At 69.9% G+C, this 16,451-nt stretch carries 13 protein-coding genes; 3 read left to right on the top strand and 10 right to left on the bottom strand.

What is annotated here, in order from left to right; translation table 11 throughout:
- Positions 1 to 184: 184 nt before the first annotated feature.
- Together sucD and sucC are read right to left on the bottom strand one after the other, a co-directional pair.
- Complete coding sequence (sucD, locus tag VHU88_10365; protein HEX3612078.1) at positions 185 to 1,069, bottom strand: succinate--CoA ligase subunit alpha; 885 nt, start codon at positions 1,067 to 1,069, stop codon at positions 185 to 187.
- Positions 1,070 to 1,095: 26 nt separating this feature from the next.
- Positions 1,096 to 2,268, bottom strand: a complete 1,173-nt coding sequence (gene sucC / locus VHU88_10360) for an ADP-forming succinate--CoA ligase subunit beta (protein ID HEX3612077.1) — start codon at positions 2,266 to 2,268, stop codon at positions 1,096 to 1,098.
- Positions 2,269 to 2,995: 727 nt separating this feature from the next.
- Here sucC and VHU88_10355 point away from each other — a divergent pair.
- Positions 2,996 to 4,033 carry a peptidoglycan DD-metalloendopeptidase family protein gene (locus tag VHU88_10355; protein HEX3612076.1) on the top strand — a complete coding sequence of 346 codons (1,038 nt, stop codon included), beginning with the start codon at positions 2,996 to 2,998 and terminating at the stop codon, positions 4,031 to 4,033.
- A 50-nt stretch (positions 4,034 to 4,083) separates the two neighbouring features.
- Here VHU88_10355 and VHU88_10350 read toward each other — a convergent pair whose 3' ends face one another.
- From VHU88_10350 to VHU88_10330, 5 genes are all read right to left on the bottom strand, one after another.
- Positions 4,084 to 4,731, bottom strand: coding sequence for an Ig-like domain-containing protein (locus VHU88_10350; GenBank protein ID HEX3612075.1), 648 nt, complete (start codon positions 4,729 to 4,731; stop codon positions 4,084 to 4,086).
- Positions 4,732 to 4,989: 258 nt separating this feature from the next.
- The gene (locus tag VHU88_10345; GenBank protein HEX3612074.1) at positions 4,990 to 5,448 is read right to left on the bottom strand and encodes an Ig-like domain repeat protein; all 459 of its coding nucleotides are present in this window, start codon (positions 5,446 to 5,448) and stop codon (positions 4,990 to 4,992) included.
- 210 nt (positions 5,449 to 5,658) lie between these two features.
- Positions 5,659 to 7,923: a DNA helicase PcrA gene (gene pcrA, locus VHU88_10340; protein ID HEX3612073.1), complete on the bottom strand. Its 2,265-nt coding sequence runs from the start codon at positions 7,921 to 7,923 to the stop codon at positions 5,659 to 5,661.
- A gap of 30 nt (positions 7,924 to 7,953) precedes the next feature.
- Positions 7,954 to 8,298 carry a hypothetical protein gene (locus VHU88_10335; GenBank protein HEX3612072.1) on the bottom strand — a complete coding sequence of 115 codons (345 nt, stop codon included), beginning with the start codon at positions 8,296 to 8,298 and terminating at the stop codon, positions 7,954 to 7,956.
- 114 nt (positions 8,299 to 8,412) lie between these two features.
- On the bottom strand, positions 8,413 to 8,898 hold the full coding sequence (locus VHU88_10330) for a MarR family transcriptional regulator (GenBank protein HEX3612071.1): 486 nt from the start codon (positions 8,896 to 8,898) through the stop codon (positions 8,413 to 8,415).
- A gap of 261 nt (positions 8,899 to 9,159) precedes the next feature.
- Between VHU88_10330 and VHU88_10325 the strand changes: the two genes are divergently transcribed.
- A complete protein-coding gene (locus VHU88_10325) occupies positions 9,160 to 9,921 on the top strand; it encodes a hypothetical protein (protein ID HEX3612070.1) in 762 nt (253 codons plus the stop codon).
- Between the two features lie 113 nt (positions 9,922 to 10,034).
- Positions 10,035 to 11,918: an ABC transporter ATP-binding protein gene (locus tag VHU88_10320; GenBank protein HEX3612069.1), complete on the top strand. Its 1,884-nt coding sequence runs from the start codon at positions 10,035 to 10,037 to the stop codon at positions 11,916 to 11,918.
- Between the two features lie 7 nt (positions 11,919 to 11,925).
- On the opposite strand, the gene VHU88_10315 is transcribed toward VHU88_10320, so the two are convergent.
- From VHU88_10315 to VHU88_10305, 3 genes are all read right to left on the bottom strand, one after another.
- Positions 11,926 to 12,216: a hypothetical protein gene (locus VHU88_10315; GenBank protein HEX3612068.1), complete on the bottom strand. Its 291-nt coding sequence runs from the start codon at positions 12,214 to 12,216 to the stop codon at positions 11,926 to 11,928.
- A 234-nt stretch (positions 12,217 to 12,450) separates the two neighbouring features.
- Positions 12,451 to 14,013, bottom strand: a complete 1,563-nt coding sequence (guaA, locus tag VHU88_10310; protein HEX3612067.1) for a glutamine-hydrolyzing GMP synthase — start codon at positions 14,011 to 14,013, stop codon at positions 12,451 to 12,453.
- A gap of 662 nt (positions 14,014 to 14,675) precedes the next feature.
- Positions 14,676 to 16,385, bottom strand: a complete 1,710-nt coding sequence (locus VHU88_10305; protein HEX3612066.1) for a glycerol-3-phosphate dehydrogenase/oxidase — start codon at positions 16,383 to 16,385, stop codon at positions 14,676 to 14,678.
- Positions 16,386 to 16,451: the final 66 nt, after the last annotated feature.

The following is a 16,451-nucleotide window of genomic DNA, read 5'->3' as shown; positions in this document are numbered from 1 at the left end:
TCACCAAGCCGGTCGTGGGCTACGTCGCGGGCTTCACCGCGCCCGAGGGCAAGACCATGGGCCACGCCGGCGCCATCGTCTCGGGCTCCTCCGGCACGGCGTCGGCCAAGGCCGAGGCGCTCGAAGCGGTCGGTGTGCGGGTCGGGAAGGGCGCCCGACACGTCAGAAGATGGGGCTCGGCGGGTCAGCCCTTCATGAGCTCGCGCATCAGGCGGGCGGTCTCGGACGGGGTCTTGCCGACCTTGACGCCCACGGCCTCCAGGGCTTCCTTCTTCGCCGCCGCGGTGCCGGACGAGCCGGAGACGATGGCGCCGGCGTGGCCCATGGTCTTGCCCTCGGGAGCGGTGAAGCCGGCGACGTAGCCGACGACCGGCTTGGTCAGGTAGGACTTGATGAACTCCGCGGCCCGCTCCTCGGCGTCGCCACCGATCTCGCCGATCATCACGATCGCCTCGGTGTCGGGGTCGTCCTGGAAGGCGCGCAAGCAGTCGATGTGGGTGGTCCCGATGACCGGGTCACCGCCGATGCCGACGCAGGTCGTGTAACCGATGTCGCGCAGTTCGTACATCATCTGGTAGGTCAGCGTGCCCGACTTCGAGACCAGCCCGACCGGGCCCGCCTTGGTGATGTCGGCGGGGATGATCCCGGCGTTGGACTTCCCCGGGGAGATGATGCCGGGACAGTTCGGACCGATGATCCGGGTCGCCGAACCCCTGCTGACGTTGTAGGCGTGGAACGAGGCGGTGTCGTGCACCGCGACGCCCTCGGTGATCGTGACGACCAGCGCCACGTTGGCGTCGATCGCCTCGATCACGGCGCCCTTGGTGAACTTCGGCGGCACGAAGATCACCGACACGTCCGCCCCGGCCTCGCTGACGGCCTCGGCGACCGAGCTGAACACGGGCAGCGTGGCCCCGTCGAAGTCGACCTTCTGGCCGCCCTTGCCGGGCGTGACCCCGCCGACGACGTTCGCGCCGGAGGCCAGCATGCGCTGGGTGTGCTTGCGTCCCTCGGAACCGGTCATGCCCTGCACGACGATCCGGGAGTTCTCGGTGAGGAAGATTGCCATCTCGTTTTCCTTCTGCTTCTACGTCGTCAGCGGGCGGCGAGTTCGGCGACGCGGGCGGCAGCGCCGTCCATCGTCTCGACCATCTCGACGACGGGCAGATTCGCGTCGACGAGGATCTGGCGGCCGACCACGGCGTTGTTGCCGTCCAGCCGCACGACCAAGGGCTTGTCGACGGCCTGGCCCTGGCTCTCCAGCAGCCCTATCGCCGAGACGATGCCGTTGGCGACCGCGTCGCACGAGGTGATGCCGCCGAACACGTTGACGAACACCGAGCGCACCGCCGGGTCGGACAGGATGATGTCGAGGCCGTTGGCCATGACCTCGGCCGAGGCGCCACCACCGATGTCGAGGAAGTTCGCGGGCTTCACGCCGCCGTGCGCCTCGCCGGCGTAGGCGACGACGTCGAGCGTCGACATGACCAGCCCGGCGCCGTTGCCGATGATCCCGATCTCGCCGTCGAGCTTGACGTAGTTCAGGCCCTTCGCCTTGGCGCGGGCCTCCAGCGGGTCGGCCGCGTCCTTGTCCTCCAGCGCCGCGTGGTCCGGGTGCCGGAAGTCGGCGTTCTCGTCGAGGCTGACCTTCCCGTCCAGCGCGATCAGCCGGCCGTCCTTGGTCACCACCAGCGGGTTCACCTCGACCAGCGTGGCGTCCTCCCCCTGGAAGACCGCCCACAGCTTCTGCAGCACGTCCGCGACATCGGAGGCAATCTCGGCCGGGAAGCCTGCGGCGGAGACGATCTCGGCGGCCTTGGCGGCGTCGCAGCCGACGTTCGCGTCGACCGGAACCTTGGCCAGCAGATGCGGCGTGTTCGCCGCGACCTCCTCGACGTCCATGCCGCCCTGCGTGGTCGCCATGGCCAGGAACGTGCGGTTGGCGCGGTCGAGCAGGAAGGAGACGTAGTACTCGGTCTCGATCTCGGCGGTCTGGGCCAGCATCACCCGCCGCACGGTGTGGCCCTTGATGTCCATGCCGAGGATGGCGCCTGCCTTCGCGGCCGCGTCGTCCGGGCCGTCGGCCAGCTTCACACCGCCGGCCTTGCCGCGGCCGCCCACCTTCACTTGGGCCTTCACCACGACCCGACCTCCGAGCTTCTCGGCCGCCGCGCGGGCTTCGTCGGCCGTGTCGGCGGTCAAGCCGCCCAGTACCGGCACTCCGTGCTTCTCGAACAGATCCCGTGCCTGGTACTCGAACAGGTCCACCGTGGCGCCCCTTCACCCTCTTCGTTGCATGCCGAACCCCGATGTTTGGCGGCACCGGGGTGCTCCCTGCGGTCGACAAGCGAGCTTATTGGAGCGTTCACAACGGCTGCGAGTCGCATCGTGAGTGACCGTCACAACTGTCTCGTTGCATTACGCTCTGTGACCGAAACCGTTGGCGGCTTGCCACGTGTCGGTGTACTTTGTCCCGCTATTTCCCAACGAGAGGGGTGGTAACTCGTAAAATTGTGACGTTCAGTGATCATCGTGCCAGGATTTGTCGCTATAAGTCACGCCACACCGAGAGTGTTGTCACTTTGAGCGTTCTTTGCTCCTAGTCCGTGGGGGAATGACCCCCGGACGTATACCTTCAGGCAGGTTCGTGGCTCGCGATCCGACCATCTACCTGGGAGTCGACTGGATGCCGACTGGCCGACACGCGCGTGACATCCCCGCGTCCGCCCAGCCGGTCGCGACCCTTGAGGCGCCGACCCCCGCCGCCTCCCGTTGCGCCACTGTCGAAGTTCAGCTCGCCACCCCCGCCGGCCGCCGCAGGCGTGCGCCGTCGGAACCGATCCAGACCGCCGAGTCGACGCCGGCCCCCGCCGGAACGGGTCGGCGGCGTCGTGTGGCGCCGGTTGTCGAATCCCCCGCTCCGGCCGTCGAGACGGCCCCCGCCGAGGCTCCGGCCGCCGGCCCCGGAACCCGCCGCAAGCCGGCCGCACGACCCGTGACCACGCCGGCCGCCGAGGCCGCGATCCTCGAAGCACCAGTTCTGGAGCCCCCGGCGGCGCCGGCGGGTAGCGGTCGCCGCCGCAAGGCAGCCGCGTCGGTCGCCCCGACCGCCGAGGCTGTATCGACGCCGGTCCAGCCGCCTGCCTCGATCGCTCCCGGGTCCGGCCGCCGCAGGCGCGTAAGCCCGTGCACGCCGGTCGTCGACCCGACGCCGGCCGAGGTAATCGTCAGCGTGCAACCGACGCCGCGGCCCATCGCCGAAGTCGTCCCGATCGAGGTCGGCCACCGCCACCGCGCAGGCAGCCGGCACCGCGCCGCCAACACCTCCACGATCCCGGGCAACCCGGCGTTGGTCGCCGGTGCCGCCGCAGTGGCGATCGCCGCGGTCGGTGCGCTGGCCACCACCACCGGCGGCATCGGATTCGGTACGACCGGAACCGATCTGGCCGGCGCCTCCACGTTGGCCATGGCCAAGCTGCCGCAGGCCCCCGCGACCGACCCGTCCGCGGCCCGCGCGAGCCGCGACAAGGCCCGCGGCGTGCTGGCCGCCCGGCTGCAGCAGCAGGCGAACCAGTCGGCGCTGGCCAAGGCCTTGAAGCTGGCCCAGCTTCGCGCGACCCGGTTGGCCGCGCTGGCCAAGGAGTTCTTCCTGCCGGTGCACGCCTACCACCTGACCGCCGGCTTCGGCGAGGGTGGCGGCCTGTGGTCACACGGCCACACCGGCCAGGACTTCGCCTGCCCGACCGGCACCCAGATTCACGCCTTGGCCAGCGGCACGGTCGTGTTCTCCGGCTGGGACGGCGCCTACGGCTGGAAAACGATCGAGCGCCTCGCCGACGGCACCGAGATCTGGTACGCCCACCAGTCAAGGATCATCGTGCACAGCGGCCCGGTGGTCGCCGGCCAGCTGATCGGCCTGGTCGGCTCGACGGGTAACACGACCGGCCCGCACCTGCACCTCGAGGTGCACCCGGGCGGTGGGCCAGCCGTCGACCCGATGCCGTGGCTCCGCGCCCACGGGATGCACCCGTAGCCGACGCCGAACCCTAGGTCACCGAACCGTCCGGCCGGCCGCGGGGGCCGTCAAAACTGATCGGCCCACGGCCAGTGGTGGTGACGGTGCGCCCAGTGGTGCGGTCGGCTGTGGATCCGGTGGTAGCGCCACCAGTGGTGTCCCCCGTGATGGATGCGGTGGTAACGCCACCACTGGTGGTATCCCCGGTGGTGATCGCAGTCGCCGCAGCCGTGGCCACCCGGGCCGCCCGGCTCTCCCGGACCGGAGCCGCTGGGCACGACCGTGACCCGCTCGCTCACGTCCGAGCAGCTGCCGGTCACCGCGTTGTTGTTCGGGTCGCCGCTGTAAGCGGCTACCCACTGGTAGGTACCCGCCACGCTCGCGATGTACGGCTGCGAGGTGACCGTCCCGGTCGGCGCCACCGTCTCGGAGTCCTGGAAAACCCCGCCCGTGCATGACCCCGGGTCGTCGTACAGCGTGAAGGTGATCGTCCCAGTCGGGTGGAATCCGCCGGTGAGGGTCGCCCGGTCCCGGATCGTGGTTCCCACAACCGGATAGGTCCCGCCCGACGCGGGTCCGCCCGACAGTCCGACGGCGCTTCTGTTGCCTGGCGTCGTGATCTGCGCCGCGGCCGCGACGCCGGTGCCCGTCGCGAGCGCGAGCAGGCTGCACAGCGCGATTCGCGCGGCGCTCAGACGCGTCGGTCTGCTGCCCATTGGAATTCCGGCTCCCAATCATCCGACCAGCGCCGCGAATGCTCGCGGTGAGGTTCAGAATCGGCCCGGAGCGCACACTTTTATAGGCCCGAATGGGGCAATGCATGAATCGTCGTAGGTTGTATGAGGCGTCTGGCCTCGATTCACGAAGAATCGTGCGGGCACGACAAATCCTCTCCGGGGCGGCACGCCCCGGAGAGGATTCAGGCGAAGCTGGAGGAATAAGGTGTCAACGGTAGGAACGGCGCCGTGGCTCTGTCAGGAGGTGCCCGGGGGCGTGACGTTGGGCGAGCTGGAGAGCGTCGGGGTGGTCTTGCTGAGCGTCACCGAGGCGCACGCCGCGGTGGCCCCACTGTTCTTCAGATCGCCGCTGTAAACCGCCAGGAACGAGTAAGTGCCGGCGGCCAGAGGGGTGTAGGCGGCCGAGGTTGCGGCCCCGGAGCTCACGTATTCGACGTCCTGGAAGGCGACCGAGCCCCCGCAGGCGCCGCCGGTGAACAGCGTGAAGAGGATCGTGCCGCTCGCGTCGCTCGTGGCGCCGGTAAGGGTCGCCGTGTCAGTGACCGACGACCCGACCGTACCGCTGGTGGAGACGATCGAGGACAGGGTCGCATTGCTGGGCCCGGCCGCGTTTGCCGCGGGCGCCAGGCCCAGGCCGACAACCGGAGCGAGCACGCCGAGGACGACGAGCCCTCGGGGCATGGAGGTGCGAATCATGGAATTTTCCCCTCCGCCGCGCGGGGCACCCCGCCGGCCGTGGATGGTCGCCGGGTCGGCCAGATTCCGCCGCCGCCCGGAGCGCGGCGCTCTGCCGCTGTGCCCGCCCCAGGATCGAGCGGGCACATGCGTTTTATAAACTCGAACGGCCTAGTGAAAAAGGCTGGAATTCGCGATCGGTGGCGAATTCACAGCCGGTCGTGGTGATCGTCACAATTTGTCGACGGGTGCGTAGCGCAACAGCAACCTTTTCGGTGCGCCGTCGCCGAAATCCACCGTCGCCTCGGCCTTGTCGGCCACGCCGGCGACCGCGACGACCGTGCCGAGCCCGAAGGTGTCGTGGGTGACGCGGTCGCCGACCACCAGCGACACGACCTCGACCGCAGGGCGGTTCCCGGGGCGCCCCGGAGCGGACCGGATGCTGCTCGACGGGGCGGCCAACGCAGTCAACGCGCTGCGCTGCGAGGTGCGCTTCCAGTCGATGAGCTCGGCGGGGATCTCGTCCAGGAATCGGGAGGCCGGGAACCACTGCGGCGTGCCCCAGTTCCGGCGGACCTCCGAGCGGGAGACGTAGAGCCGCTCCTGCGCCCGGGTGATTCCGACGTAGGCCAGCCGCCGCTCCTCGGCCAGCTCGACGGGGTCGGCCAGGGCCCGCATGTGCGGGAACACGCCGTCCTCGCACCCGGTCAGGAACACCACCGGGAACTCCAGACCCTTCGCGGTGTGCAGCGTCATCAGCGTGACCTGGCCGCCGTCGTCGACCGGCTCCTCGCCCGAGGCGGCGTCCGGGATCTGGTCGGAGTCGGCGACCAGCGCGACCCGCTCCAGGAACCCCGCCACGGTCGGGTCGTCGGCCAGTTCCTCGTACTCCCGGGCGACCGCGACCAGCTCGGCCAGGTTCTCCACCCGACCGGCGTCCTGGGGGTCGTCCGAGTCCTCCAGCTCCCGCAGGTAACCGGACTCGGTCAGGATCGCCTCGATCACGTCGGCCGGCGCGGTCCCGGCCTCGACCAACGTCGCCAGTGCCGACATCAACTCGTTGAACGCCCGCAGCGAGGACAGCGAGCGGGTCGCGATCCCGTACGCCTCCTCGCAGCGCAGCAACGCGGCCGAGAAGGAGATCCGTTCGCGGGAGGACAACGCGTCGACGCAGGCCTCCGCGCGTTCGCCGATGCCGCGCTTGGGGACGTTGAGGATCCGCCGGAGCGAGACCTCGTCGTCCGGGTTCGCCAGCACGCGCAGGTAGGCCAGCGCGTCGCGGATCTCCTTGCGCTCGTAGAAACGCACCCCGCCGACGACCCGGTACGGCAGGCCGACGCGGATGAACACCTCCTCGAAAACCCGGGAGGCGGCATTGGTCCGGTAGAAGATCGCGACGTCGCGGGGCTGCGCCAACCCGGCGTCGTGCAGTCGGTCGACCTCGTTGGCCACGAATGTGGCTTCCTCGTGCTCGTCGCCGGCGACCCAGCCGACGATCCGCTCCCCCGACCCGCGGTCGGTCCAGAGGTTCTTCGGCTTGCGGTCCGGGTTGCGGGCGATCACCGCGTTGGCCGCGGACAGAATCGTCTGGGTGGAGCGGTAATTCTGCTCCAGCATCACGACCTTGGCGTTGGGGAAGTCGGCCTCGAACTCGGCGATGTTGCGGATCGTCGCGCCACGGAAGGCGTAGATCGACTGGTCGGCGTCGCCGACCACGCACAGCTCACCGGGCTCCAGATCCTCGGTACCGTTCCCGATCAGCTCACGCACCAGCACGTACTGGGCGTGGTTGGTGTCCTGGTACTCGTCGACCAGCACGTGCCGGAACCGCCGTCGGTAGTGCTCGGCGACGTCCGGGAACGCCTGCAACAAGTTGACGGTGGTGCAGATCAGGTCGTCGAAGTCCAGTGCGTTGGCCGTGCGCAGGCGGCGCTGGTACTCGGTGTAGCACTCGGCGTAGACGGTCTGGATCGGGCCCTCGGCCGCCGACGAGAACGTCTCGTAGTCGATCAGTTCGTTCTTGGCGTTGCTGATCGCGGAAGCGATCGCCCGCGGGGTGAACCTCTTCGGGTCCAGGGACAGATCGCGGACGATCATCCGCATCAGCCGCTGCGAGTCGGTGTCGTCGTAGATCGAGAAGCCGGAGGTGAAGCCGAGCCGCTTGGCGTCGTGCCGGAGGAACCGCAGGCAGGCCGAGTGGAACGTGGAAACCCACTGCGGGGCGGCGCTGCCGACCGCGGCGGCAATGCGCTGCTTCATCTCCCCGGCGGCCTTGTTGGTGAAGGTGATCGCCAGGATCTGCGACGGCCGGACCTTGCGGACCTCGATCAGCCAGGCGATCCGCCGGGTCAGCACCCGGGTCTTGCCCGAGCCCGCGCCGGCCACGACCAGCAAGGGGCCACCGGCGTGCTGGACGGCCTCGCGTTGCGGGCCGTTCAGACCCTCGAGCAGGTGCTCGGTGGCCGTCGTCTCCGGGAGTTCGAACAGGGTGCTCATCGTTCAGGAGTCTATGTCGCGCGGTGCGCCTCAGGACCAGCCGTACGCGATGGCGACGTTGCTCGCGGCAAGCGTGAAAGTGCCTAGGAACAAGGGCATCGGAACCGCCGGGCGTCGCTTGTTGGCGTGCGCCAGGCCGGTTACCACCAGCGCGATCACCAGCTTGACCAGGATCTTCGCCGCCGGTGGGTGCCGGTCGTCGAGATGGTCGACCCACCACAGCAGCAGACCGGAGACCACCTGGAACTCGGCGCCGTGGGTGATCGCCCCGACCATCTTCCGTTCCCCGGCCAGCAGCGTCAGCACGAAGCCGCCGAGCAGCGCGGCCATTCCGGCCAGATGCACGAGCAGAAGCAGGTGCCGAAGTACGTCCACGGGCCCCGGAGCCTATCCGGGGCCCGACATCTGCGGACGTCGTCCTCAGACGTCGTGGAACCCGGCATGTCGGGGCCGTTTCACAACATCTACGGACGTCGTCCGTAGATGTTGTCAGCCCATCGCCGCCAACGGCGCAGTCTGGAGGAGGTCCGCGGCCCAGTCGTCCAGGCTCATCGCGGGCTCGTCGGCGGCCGCGGCGAAGTCTCCGAGCACGATCGCGAGTTCCTCGCGGGCATGCGGCGTCATCCGCGCCAGCACACCCTCGATGGCGGCCCGGCGGTGGTCCATCACGCGCCCGATCAGGTCGACACCCGAATCGGTCAGCGCCAGGTCCACGCGGCGGCGGTCGATCGGCGACTCGGTACGGGCCAGCAGGCCGGCCTCGACCAGGCGGTCGCAGGCCCGTGTCGCGTTCGACGGGTGCACACCGAGTGCCCCGGCGACCGAGTTGAGATTGAGCGGACCGTGCGTGGCCACGATGACGAGCACGCGGTACTGCGACATCGTCACGAACTGCGAGACCGGCGCCACGGAGTCGGCGACGACCCCCATCAGCACCCGTGACGCGGCCAGGACGGCCTCGACACCGTTGTCCACGACTGACCCCTCCCGACTAACAAGAAACAACCGGACTGCGCACACACCCCATTCGGCGACCCGGGCTGTCCGTTTGCTTGATCAGACGGGTCTCGTGCCTGTGGAGCGTAGGGACCGGACGGAGCCGTGGGCAGGGCACTGGGCCGTCAGCGTGACGGCAGGCACCTCGCCGTCGCCTCGACACGGGCAGGGGCCGGACGTAGGCTCTCCCGAACCGGATTCACGGTTGGGTCATGAAGTGACTTGGCGAGGAACGAACAAATGAGGTCCCAGGCGATGTCGGTTTTGGCGGCCGCCTCGCCGTTCCCCCGGCCCACGCTGCATTTCCTCAACATCGTGATGCTGCAGGTCCACACGGTGTTCGCCGGGCTCTGGGCCTTGTGCGCGATTGCGACCGCGCTGGTCGCGGTCCCCCCATTGCGCCGAATCCCGTCCGCGTTCGGGCTGCACGTGCTCCAGCAGAAGTGGGAGACCATCTCGAACGTCATGTTCGGGGCCTACCTGCTCACGTTCGGGACCGGTACCTGGCTGCTGTACAAGCAGGCCACCTACCGGCCGCCGTTCAGCTCCTCGGCCTGGGACAAACTGCGCCACGAGCCATACGGGGTCCCGTACTACTACGCGCTCTACGGCAAGATCCTCGTCTTCTTCCTGATGGGTGCCGCGACCTACGTACTGGCCCGCGAGGCCCGGCGGGCGGCGGCGGAGTCCGAGGCGGCCGGTGGCCCGGTCGACATGGACCTGGACACCGACGACAGCGGGTGGATGGACGAGGAGGTCCTGCCCCAGGGCCGGACCGACGACCTCGGGGTGGCAGCAGCGACCGAGGGCTCCACCCTCACCGAGACCCGGGCGATGGCCCGGCACCACCTGGACCGCGCCGCCACTTCGCCGCTCGTGCTGTGGGGCTCGGTCGCGGTGCTCGTCGTCGGCCTGGGCGCCGTCGGCTTCTGCGTCACGCTGATCAAGTACTTCCACGAGCTGTCGAAATCGGCCGTGGTGTACCAGATTCTCAGCCAGTGACCCACCGGCGCTTGCCGCCGGATTCCCGTTGGGCATGAAACCGTCGGTGCCCGCGTTTACCTTGGCTCTGGGATGACCTGAACGTGTGGGCGCCCGCCGGGGGGTGGGTTCGGATGAGCATGGAAGTCACGGCGTGGAGCTCGATGTGGCACGCCATGAATCAGCAGGACAAACGGCCGGTCTCGCGGGAGACCGCGCGGCGCATCATGCACTTCGCGCGGCCGCGGAGCAGGCAGTTGGCGACGTTCCTCGGGCTGACCGTGGTCTCCGCCGTGCTGACCGTGCTGACCCCGGTGCTGGCCGGCCGGGTGGTCGACGCGATCGTCGCCCATTCGAGCACCCGACGGGTGGTGCTGCTGGCGGTCGCGATCGCAGTCATCGCGGTGGCGACGGCGGTGCTGGGGTTGGCCGGACGGCTGCTGTCGGCGCAGATCGGCGAGGGCCTGATCCTCGATCTGCGGACCGCGGTCTTCGACCACGTGCAACGGATGCCGGTCGCGTTCTTCACCCGTACCAAGACCGGGGCCCTGGTGTCCCGGCTGAACAACGACGTGATCGGGGCACAGCGGGCATTCGCGGGCACGTTGTCCGGGTTGGTCAGCAACGTGGTGATGCTGGTGTTCACCACTGCCGTGATGTTCACGCTGTCCTGGCAGATCACCTTGCTGGCGTTGGTGCTGCTGCCGTTGTTCGTCTGGCCGGCCCGCCGGGTCGGGGCCCGGCTGGCAGGAATGCAACGCGAGGCCGCGACCCACAACGCCGCGATGAGTTCACAGATGGCCGAGCGGTTCTCCGCGCCGGGTGCGACCTTGATCAAGCTGTTCGGCCGACCGGCCACCGAGTCGGCGGAGTTCGCCGCGCGGGCCGGGCGGGTGCGCGAGATCGGGGTTCGCACTGCGGTCCTGCAGTCGACGTTCGTCACGGCGCTCACGCTGGTCTCGGCGCTGGCGCTGGCGCTCACGTACGGACTGGGCGGGGCCCTGGCGCTGCGCGGCCACCTGGCCGCGGGAACCGTCGTCAGCCTGGGGTTGCTGCTGACCCGGCTCTACGCCCCGTTGACCGCGCTGACCGGGGCGCCCGGTGAGGTGATGAGTGCGTTGGTCAGCTTCGAGCGGGTCTTCGAGGTGCTCGACCTCGCACCGTTGATCGCGGAGCCGGCGGCTCCGCGTCCACTGCCGGACGGGCCGCTGCGCGTCGAGTTCCGCGACGTGCGGTTCTCCTACCCGGCGGCCGAGAAAGTCTCGTTGGCCTCGTTGGAGGAGGTCGCGGTCCTCGACACCCGGGGTGGGGCCGAGGTGTTGCACGGGGTCAGCTTCAACGTGGAGCCGGGCCGGATGGTCGCCCTGGTGGGTTCGTCCGGGGCGGGCAAGTCGACGATCGCGTCACTGCTGCCGCGCCTGTACGACGTGGACTCCGGGGCCGTGCTCGTGGGCGGCGTCGACGTGCGCGAGCTGAGCTTCGAGTCGATGCGTGGGGCGCTGGGGATGGTCACCCAGGACGGGCACCTGTTCCACGAGTCGATCCGCTCTAATCTGCTGCTGGCCCGACCGGAGGCGACGGAGGCCGAGCTGCTCGACGCGATCGAGCGCGCCCGGCTCAGCGAACTGGTGGCGAACCTGCCGGACGGTCTGGACACCGTCGTCGGCGAGCGGGGCTATCGCCTGTCCGGTGGGGAGCGGCAACGGCTGACGATCGCGCGCCTGCTGCTGGCGCGCCCGCGGGTGGTGATCCTCGACGAGGCGACCGCCCACCTGGACTCGACGTCGGAGGTGGCTGTTCAGGCCGCATTGGGCGAGGCCTTGGCCGGCCGCACGGCCATCGTGATCGCGCACCGGTTGTCCACCGTGCGGGCCGCCGACGAGATCCTGGTCGTGGAGCACGGCCAGGTCGTCGAACGGGGTGCGCACACAGAACTGCTCGCCGCCGAGGGTCGGTACGCGGAGCTGTACCGGACCCAATTCAGCGACGAGCAGATCATTGCTCAGCAGCGGAACTGAGACTGCGTCAGACCGTGGAGCGGGCCGGGGAGCGAGTGGCGCCGGCCTGCGCCGGGATCTGCGCGGCAACGTGCGGCTCTCCCTCACCGGCAACCGAGGCGACCACCCAACGGCCCGCGCGGTAGGTCCGCTTGGCGCCGTTCACGGTCATCGCGGCGAAGTTGTACAGGAAGTAGATCGACAACAGGCAGATCAGGCCGGCCGCGAGGAACATGTAGTCCGTATTGCGGTCGTGGACGGTGCCGTCCACCGTGGCCAGGTTGACGAACGCGTCGTACACCCGGGTGATCGTGCCCATTCGTGTCGCCCCAATTCCGCTCAATCCCCTCGGCGACGGTTGTCGTCGAATGCCGGTGAGACGAGCCTTCTGGGGGCAGGGTTCCTGCTGCGCAAGCAAATCGGGCCCGAACGCGACGAAATCAACCGTTGGGCCAATCCCGTTCTCATACGTTCGGACGAGGGGGCATGGGCCGGGTAGCTCGTCAGCGCGAAGGGCCGGCCCGACGAGGTGTCGACCGGCCGAGGTCCGTGCTCACTCCCACTCGATGGTGCCGGGCGGTTTGCTGGTCACGTCGAGGGTCACGCGGTTGATCTCGCGAACCTCGTTGGTGATGCGGGTGGAGATGCGAGCCAAGGTGTCGTAGGGCACGCGGGACCAGTCCGCGGTCATCGCGTCCTCGGAGCTGACCGGGCGTAGCACGACGGGGTGACCGTAGGTGCGCCCGTCGCCCTGGACTCCGACTGAACGGACGTCGGCCAGCAGCACGACCGGGCACTGCCAGATCTCGCGGTCCAGGCCGGCCGCGGACAGTTCCTCCCGGGCGATCGCGTCGGCTTGGCGCAGGATGTCCAGGCGCTCGCCGGTGACCTCGCCGATAATCCGGATCCCCAGCCCGGGTCCGGGGAATGGTTGGCGCCACACGATTGCCTCGGGCAGACCGAGCTCGATCCCGACCCGCCGGACCTCGTCCTTGAACAGCGTCCGCAGCGGCTCGACCAGGCCGAACTGCAGGTCGTCGGGCAGGCCGCCGACGTTGTGATGGCTTTTGATGTTCGCGGTCCCGGTGCCGCCGCCGGACTCTACGACGTCCGGATACAGCGTGCCCTGCACCAGGAAGTCGACGCCGTCGCCGTGGGCGGCGATCACGTCGCGGGCGGCCTGCTCGAAGACCCGGATGAACTCCCGGCCGATGATCTTTCGCTTGGCCTCCGGGTCAGTGACCCCGGCCAGCGCCTCGAGGAACCGCTTCTGCGCGTCGACCACGACCAGGTCGACCCCGGTGGCGGCGACGAAGTCGCGCTCGACCTGCTCGGCCTCGCCCAGTCGCAGCAACCCGTGGTCGACGAACACACACGTGAGCCGGTCGCCGATCGCCCGTTGGACCAGCGCCGCCGCGACCGCGGAGTCGACTCCCCCGGACAAGCCGCAGATCGCCCGGCCGGTGCCGACCGTCGCTTGCACCGCCGCGATCGCGTCGGTGACGATGTTGACCATCGTCCAGGTCGGGTTGATGCCCGCGATCTCGTGCAGGAACCGTTCGATGACGGCCTGGCCGTGCGTGGTGTGCATGACCTCGGGGTGGTACTGGACGCCGGCCAGACGGCGCTCGCGGTCCTCGAACGCGGCCACCTGGGCACCGGCCGTAGCGGCCAGCACGTCGAAGCCCGGCGGGGCGACCTGCACCGAGTCGCCGTGGCTCATCCACACCGTCTGCGACTCGGGTTGGCCGGCCAGCAATGTGCCGCGGCCCTCGACCTGCAGCGGGGTCGCGCCGAACTCCGACAGCCCCGTCCGGGCGACGGTCCCGCCCAGCGCCGAGGCCATCGCCTGGAAGCCGTAACAGATGCCGAGCACCGGCACCCCGGCCTCGAACAGCGCCGGGTCGAGCGCAGGTGCCCCGGGCGCGTAGACCGAGGACGGCCCACCGGAGAGCACGATCGCTGCGGGGTCACGGGCGAGCATCTCGGCGACCGGCATCGTGTGCGGGACGATCTCGGAGTAGACCCGCGCCTCGCGCACCCGCCGGGCGATCAATTGCGCGTACTGGGCCCCGAAGTCCACGACCAGAACCGGCCGCGCTGCACCTTCAGTCACCGCCGGATCCTCGCACACCCCGAGGAGCGCTCAGATCATCGATGATCGCAGCGGGCTCTCTCATACGCGAAGCGGGCTCTCTCATACGCGAGCTGTCAGATCTGGGGCCTTCGGCGGCCCGTAATTGACGTCTCGCTCATCGATGATCGTGGGTGACGCTCGACCGGACGGCGGTCAACGGGCGCCGAAAGGCCGTTCCGTCGGAGCCCGGGATCGTCTAGCGTGGCGACACCGCGCGGGCCAGGTGCTTCGGTGCCGCCCGCGTCGGCGGAGCGAGCCTGCACGGGCTGCGGCCTGCGCGCCCTCCGCCCACAGGTGCTCGGCCCCGGGTCAAACCCCGGGGCCGAGCACCGACCGACCCTGACAAATCGCGCTCGGCCCCCGGCAGGTGCGGGGCCGAACTGCGGGCAGAAGGCAGGTCCTCGACTACCTCCCGACAGGTCTTCGGCCCGAAGCGGGCTCGGGCCGAAGACCTGCACCGACCGGACGCTGCGGGTCCAGCGGGCGCGCCCACGATGCTGGCAGCCGGCGACCCCGCTCCGGGGCGAATTGCTCCGAATGGGCCGGATTCGGGCGAACTGCGCCACGCGCGCGACGAAGGAGCACGCGTGGCCAGGAGCTCGAAGAAGCAAGCAGAGCGGGCGAAACGGACTAGGTCGAGCTCAGCGAACCGGCACGATGTCCGGTGCACCCATGCGTGCCGCGTCGGCGGTGCGGTCGTCGGGCTGATCCTGGGACTCCCGCTCGGCGGCCACTCGCGCCACGTAGTGCTCGATCTCGTTGGCGGTCTGCTCCACGGTCCAGCCCAGAACGCCCGCCATCAGGTCCGCGCACTCGATGGTCGCGCTCATGCCCCGGTCGAAGGTCTCCACCGAGATCCGGGTCCGGCGGGTCATCACGTCGTCCAGATGCCGCGCACCCTCCCAAGCCGCGGCGTGCACGATCTCCGCGCACAGGTAGTCCTCGGCGCCGCCGACCGGCTCGCGCAACATCGGGTCGGAGGCCGCGAGATCGAGCACGGGTTGAAGATCCGCGCCGTAGCGCCGGAGTAGGTGCTCGATCCGAGCCACGTGCAGCCCGGTCGTCGCCGCCGTCCGTTCCCGCGAGTTCCACGCCGCCTGGTAGCCGGCGCCGCCGATCAGCGGGATCCGTTCGGTGCAGGACGGCGGCACCCGCTCGTTCATCGCGTGCACCGCGGCGTCGACGGCGTCGCGGGCCATCACCCGGTAGGTCGTGTACTTGCCGCCGGCGACGACCACCAGGCCGGGCACCGGGTGCGCGACCACATGCTCCCGGGACAGCGCCGAGGTGTTCTCCGACTCCCCGGCCAACAGCGGCCGCAGCCCGGCGTAGACGCCCTGGACGTCGGCTCGGGCCAGCGGCGTGGCCAGCCACTTGTTGGCCTGCGAGAGCAGGTAGTCGATGTCGACCCGGCTCGCCGCCGGGTGCGCCTTGTCCAGGTCCCACTGGGTGTCGGTGGTGCCGACGATCCAGTGCCGTTTCCACGGGATCACGAACAGCACGCTGTTCTCGGTCCGGGCGATCAGGCCCATGGAAGCGTGGATGCGGTCGCGCGGCACCACCAGGTGCACACCCTTGGACGCCTTGACGTGGAACTGGCCGCGCTCCCCGACCAGCGCTTGGGTGTCGTCGGTCCAGACGCCGGTCGCGTTGACGACCTGGCGGGCCCGCACCTTCCACTCCTCGCCGGACTCGGTGTTGCGGACCTTCGCGCCGACGACCCGCTCGCCCTCGCGCAGGAACCCGATGACCCGTACCCGGGACGCGCAATGGGCCCCGTAGGCTGCGGCGGTGCGCACCAGGTTGACGACGAAGCGAGCGTCGTCGACCTGGGCGTCCCAGTACTGGACGGCGCCCACGTAGGAGCCCGGGCGCAGCGCCGGCATCAGCCGGCGGACCTGCCGCCGGGTCAGGTGCCGGTGCCGGGGCACCCCGGTGCGGCCGGGCGCGACGGCGGCCAGCGTGTCGTAGAGGGCAATGCCGGCCCCGACGTAGGCCCGCTCCCAGCCGTGGTGGGTCAACGGGTAGAGGAACGGCACCGGCCGGACCAGGTGCGGCGCCAGCTCGGTGAGCAGCAGGCTGCGTTCGGACAGCGCCTCCCGGACCAGCCCGAAGTCGAGCATCTCCAGGTAGCGCAGCCCGCCGTGGATGAGCTTGCTGGACCGGCTCGAGGTCCCGCCGCCCCAGTCGCGCATGTCGACCAGCCCTACGTCCAGTCCGCGGGTGACCGCGTCCAGAGCCGTCCCGGCGCCGACCACCCCGCCGCCCACGACGAGCATGTCGAGCTCGCGGCCGGCCAACGCCGCCAGCGCCCCCGCCCGCTCATCCGGCCCCAACCGTCCCGGTCCCACAGCTTCAACCCTAAGCCGAGGACCATCCGCCCAGCGCCACGACCGGCCGAGGGCGCGGTCATTGTG

The organism is Sporichthyaceae bacterium (genome assembly GCA_036269075.1).
GTDB lineage: Bacteria > Actinomycetota > Actinomycetes > Sporichthyales > Sporichthyaceae > DASQPJ01.
This window is presented reverse-complemented; position numbering and strand designations above follow the sequence as displayed.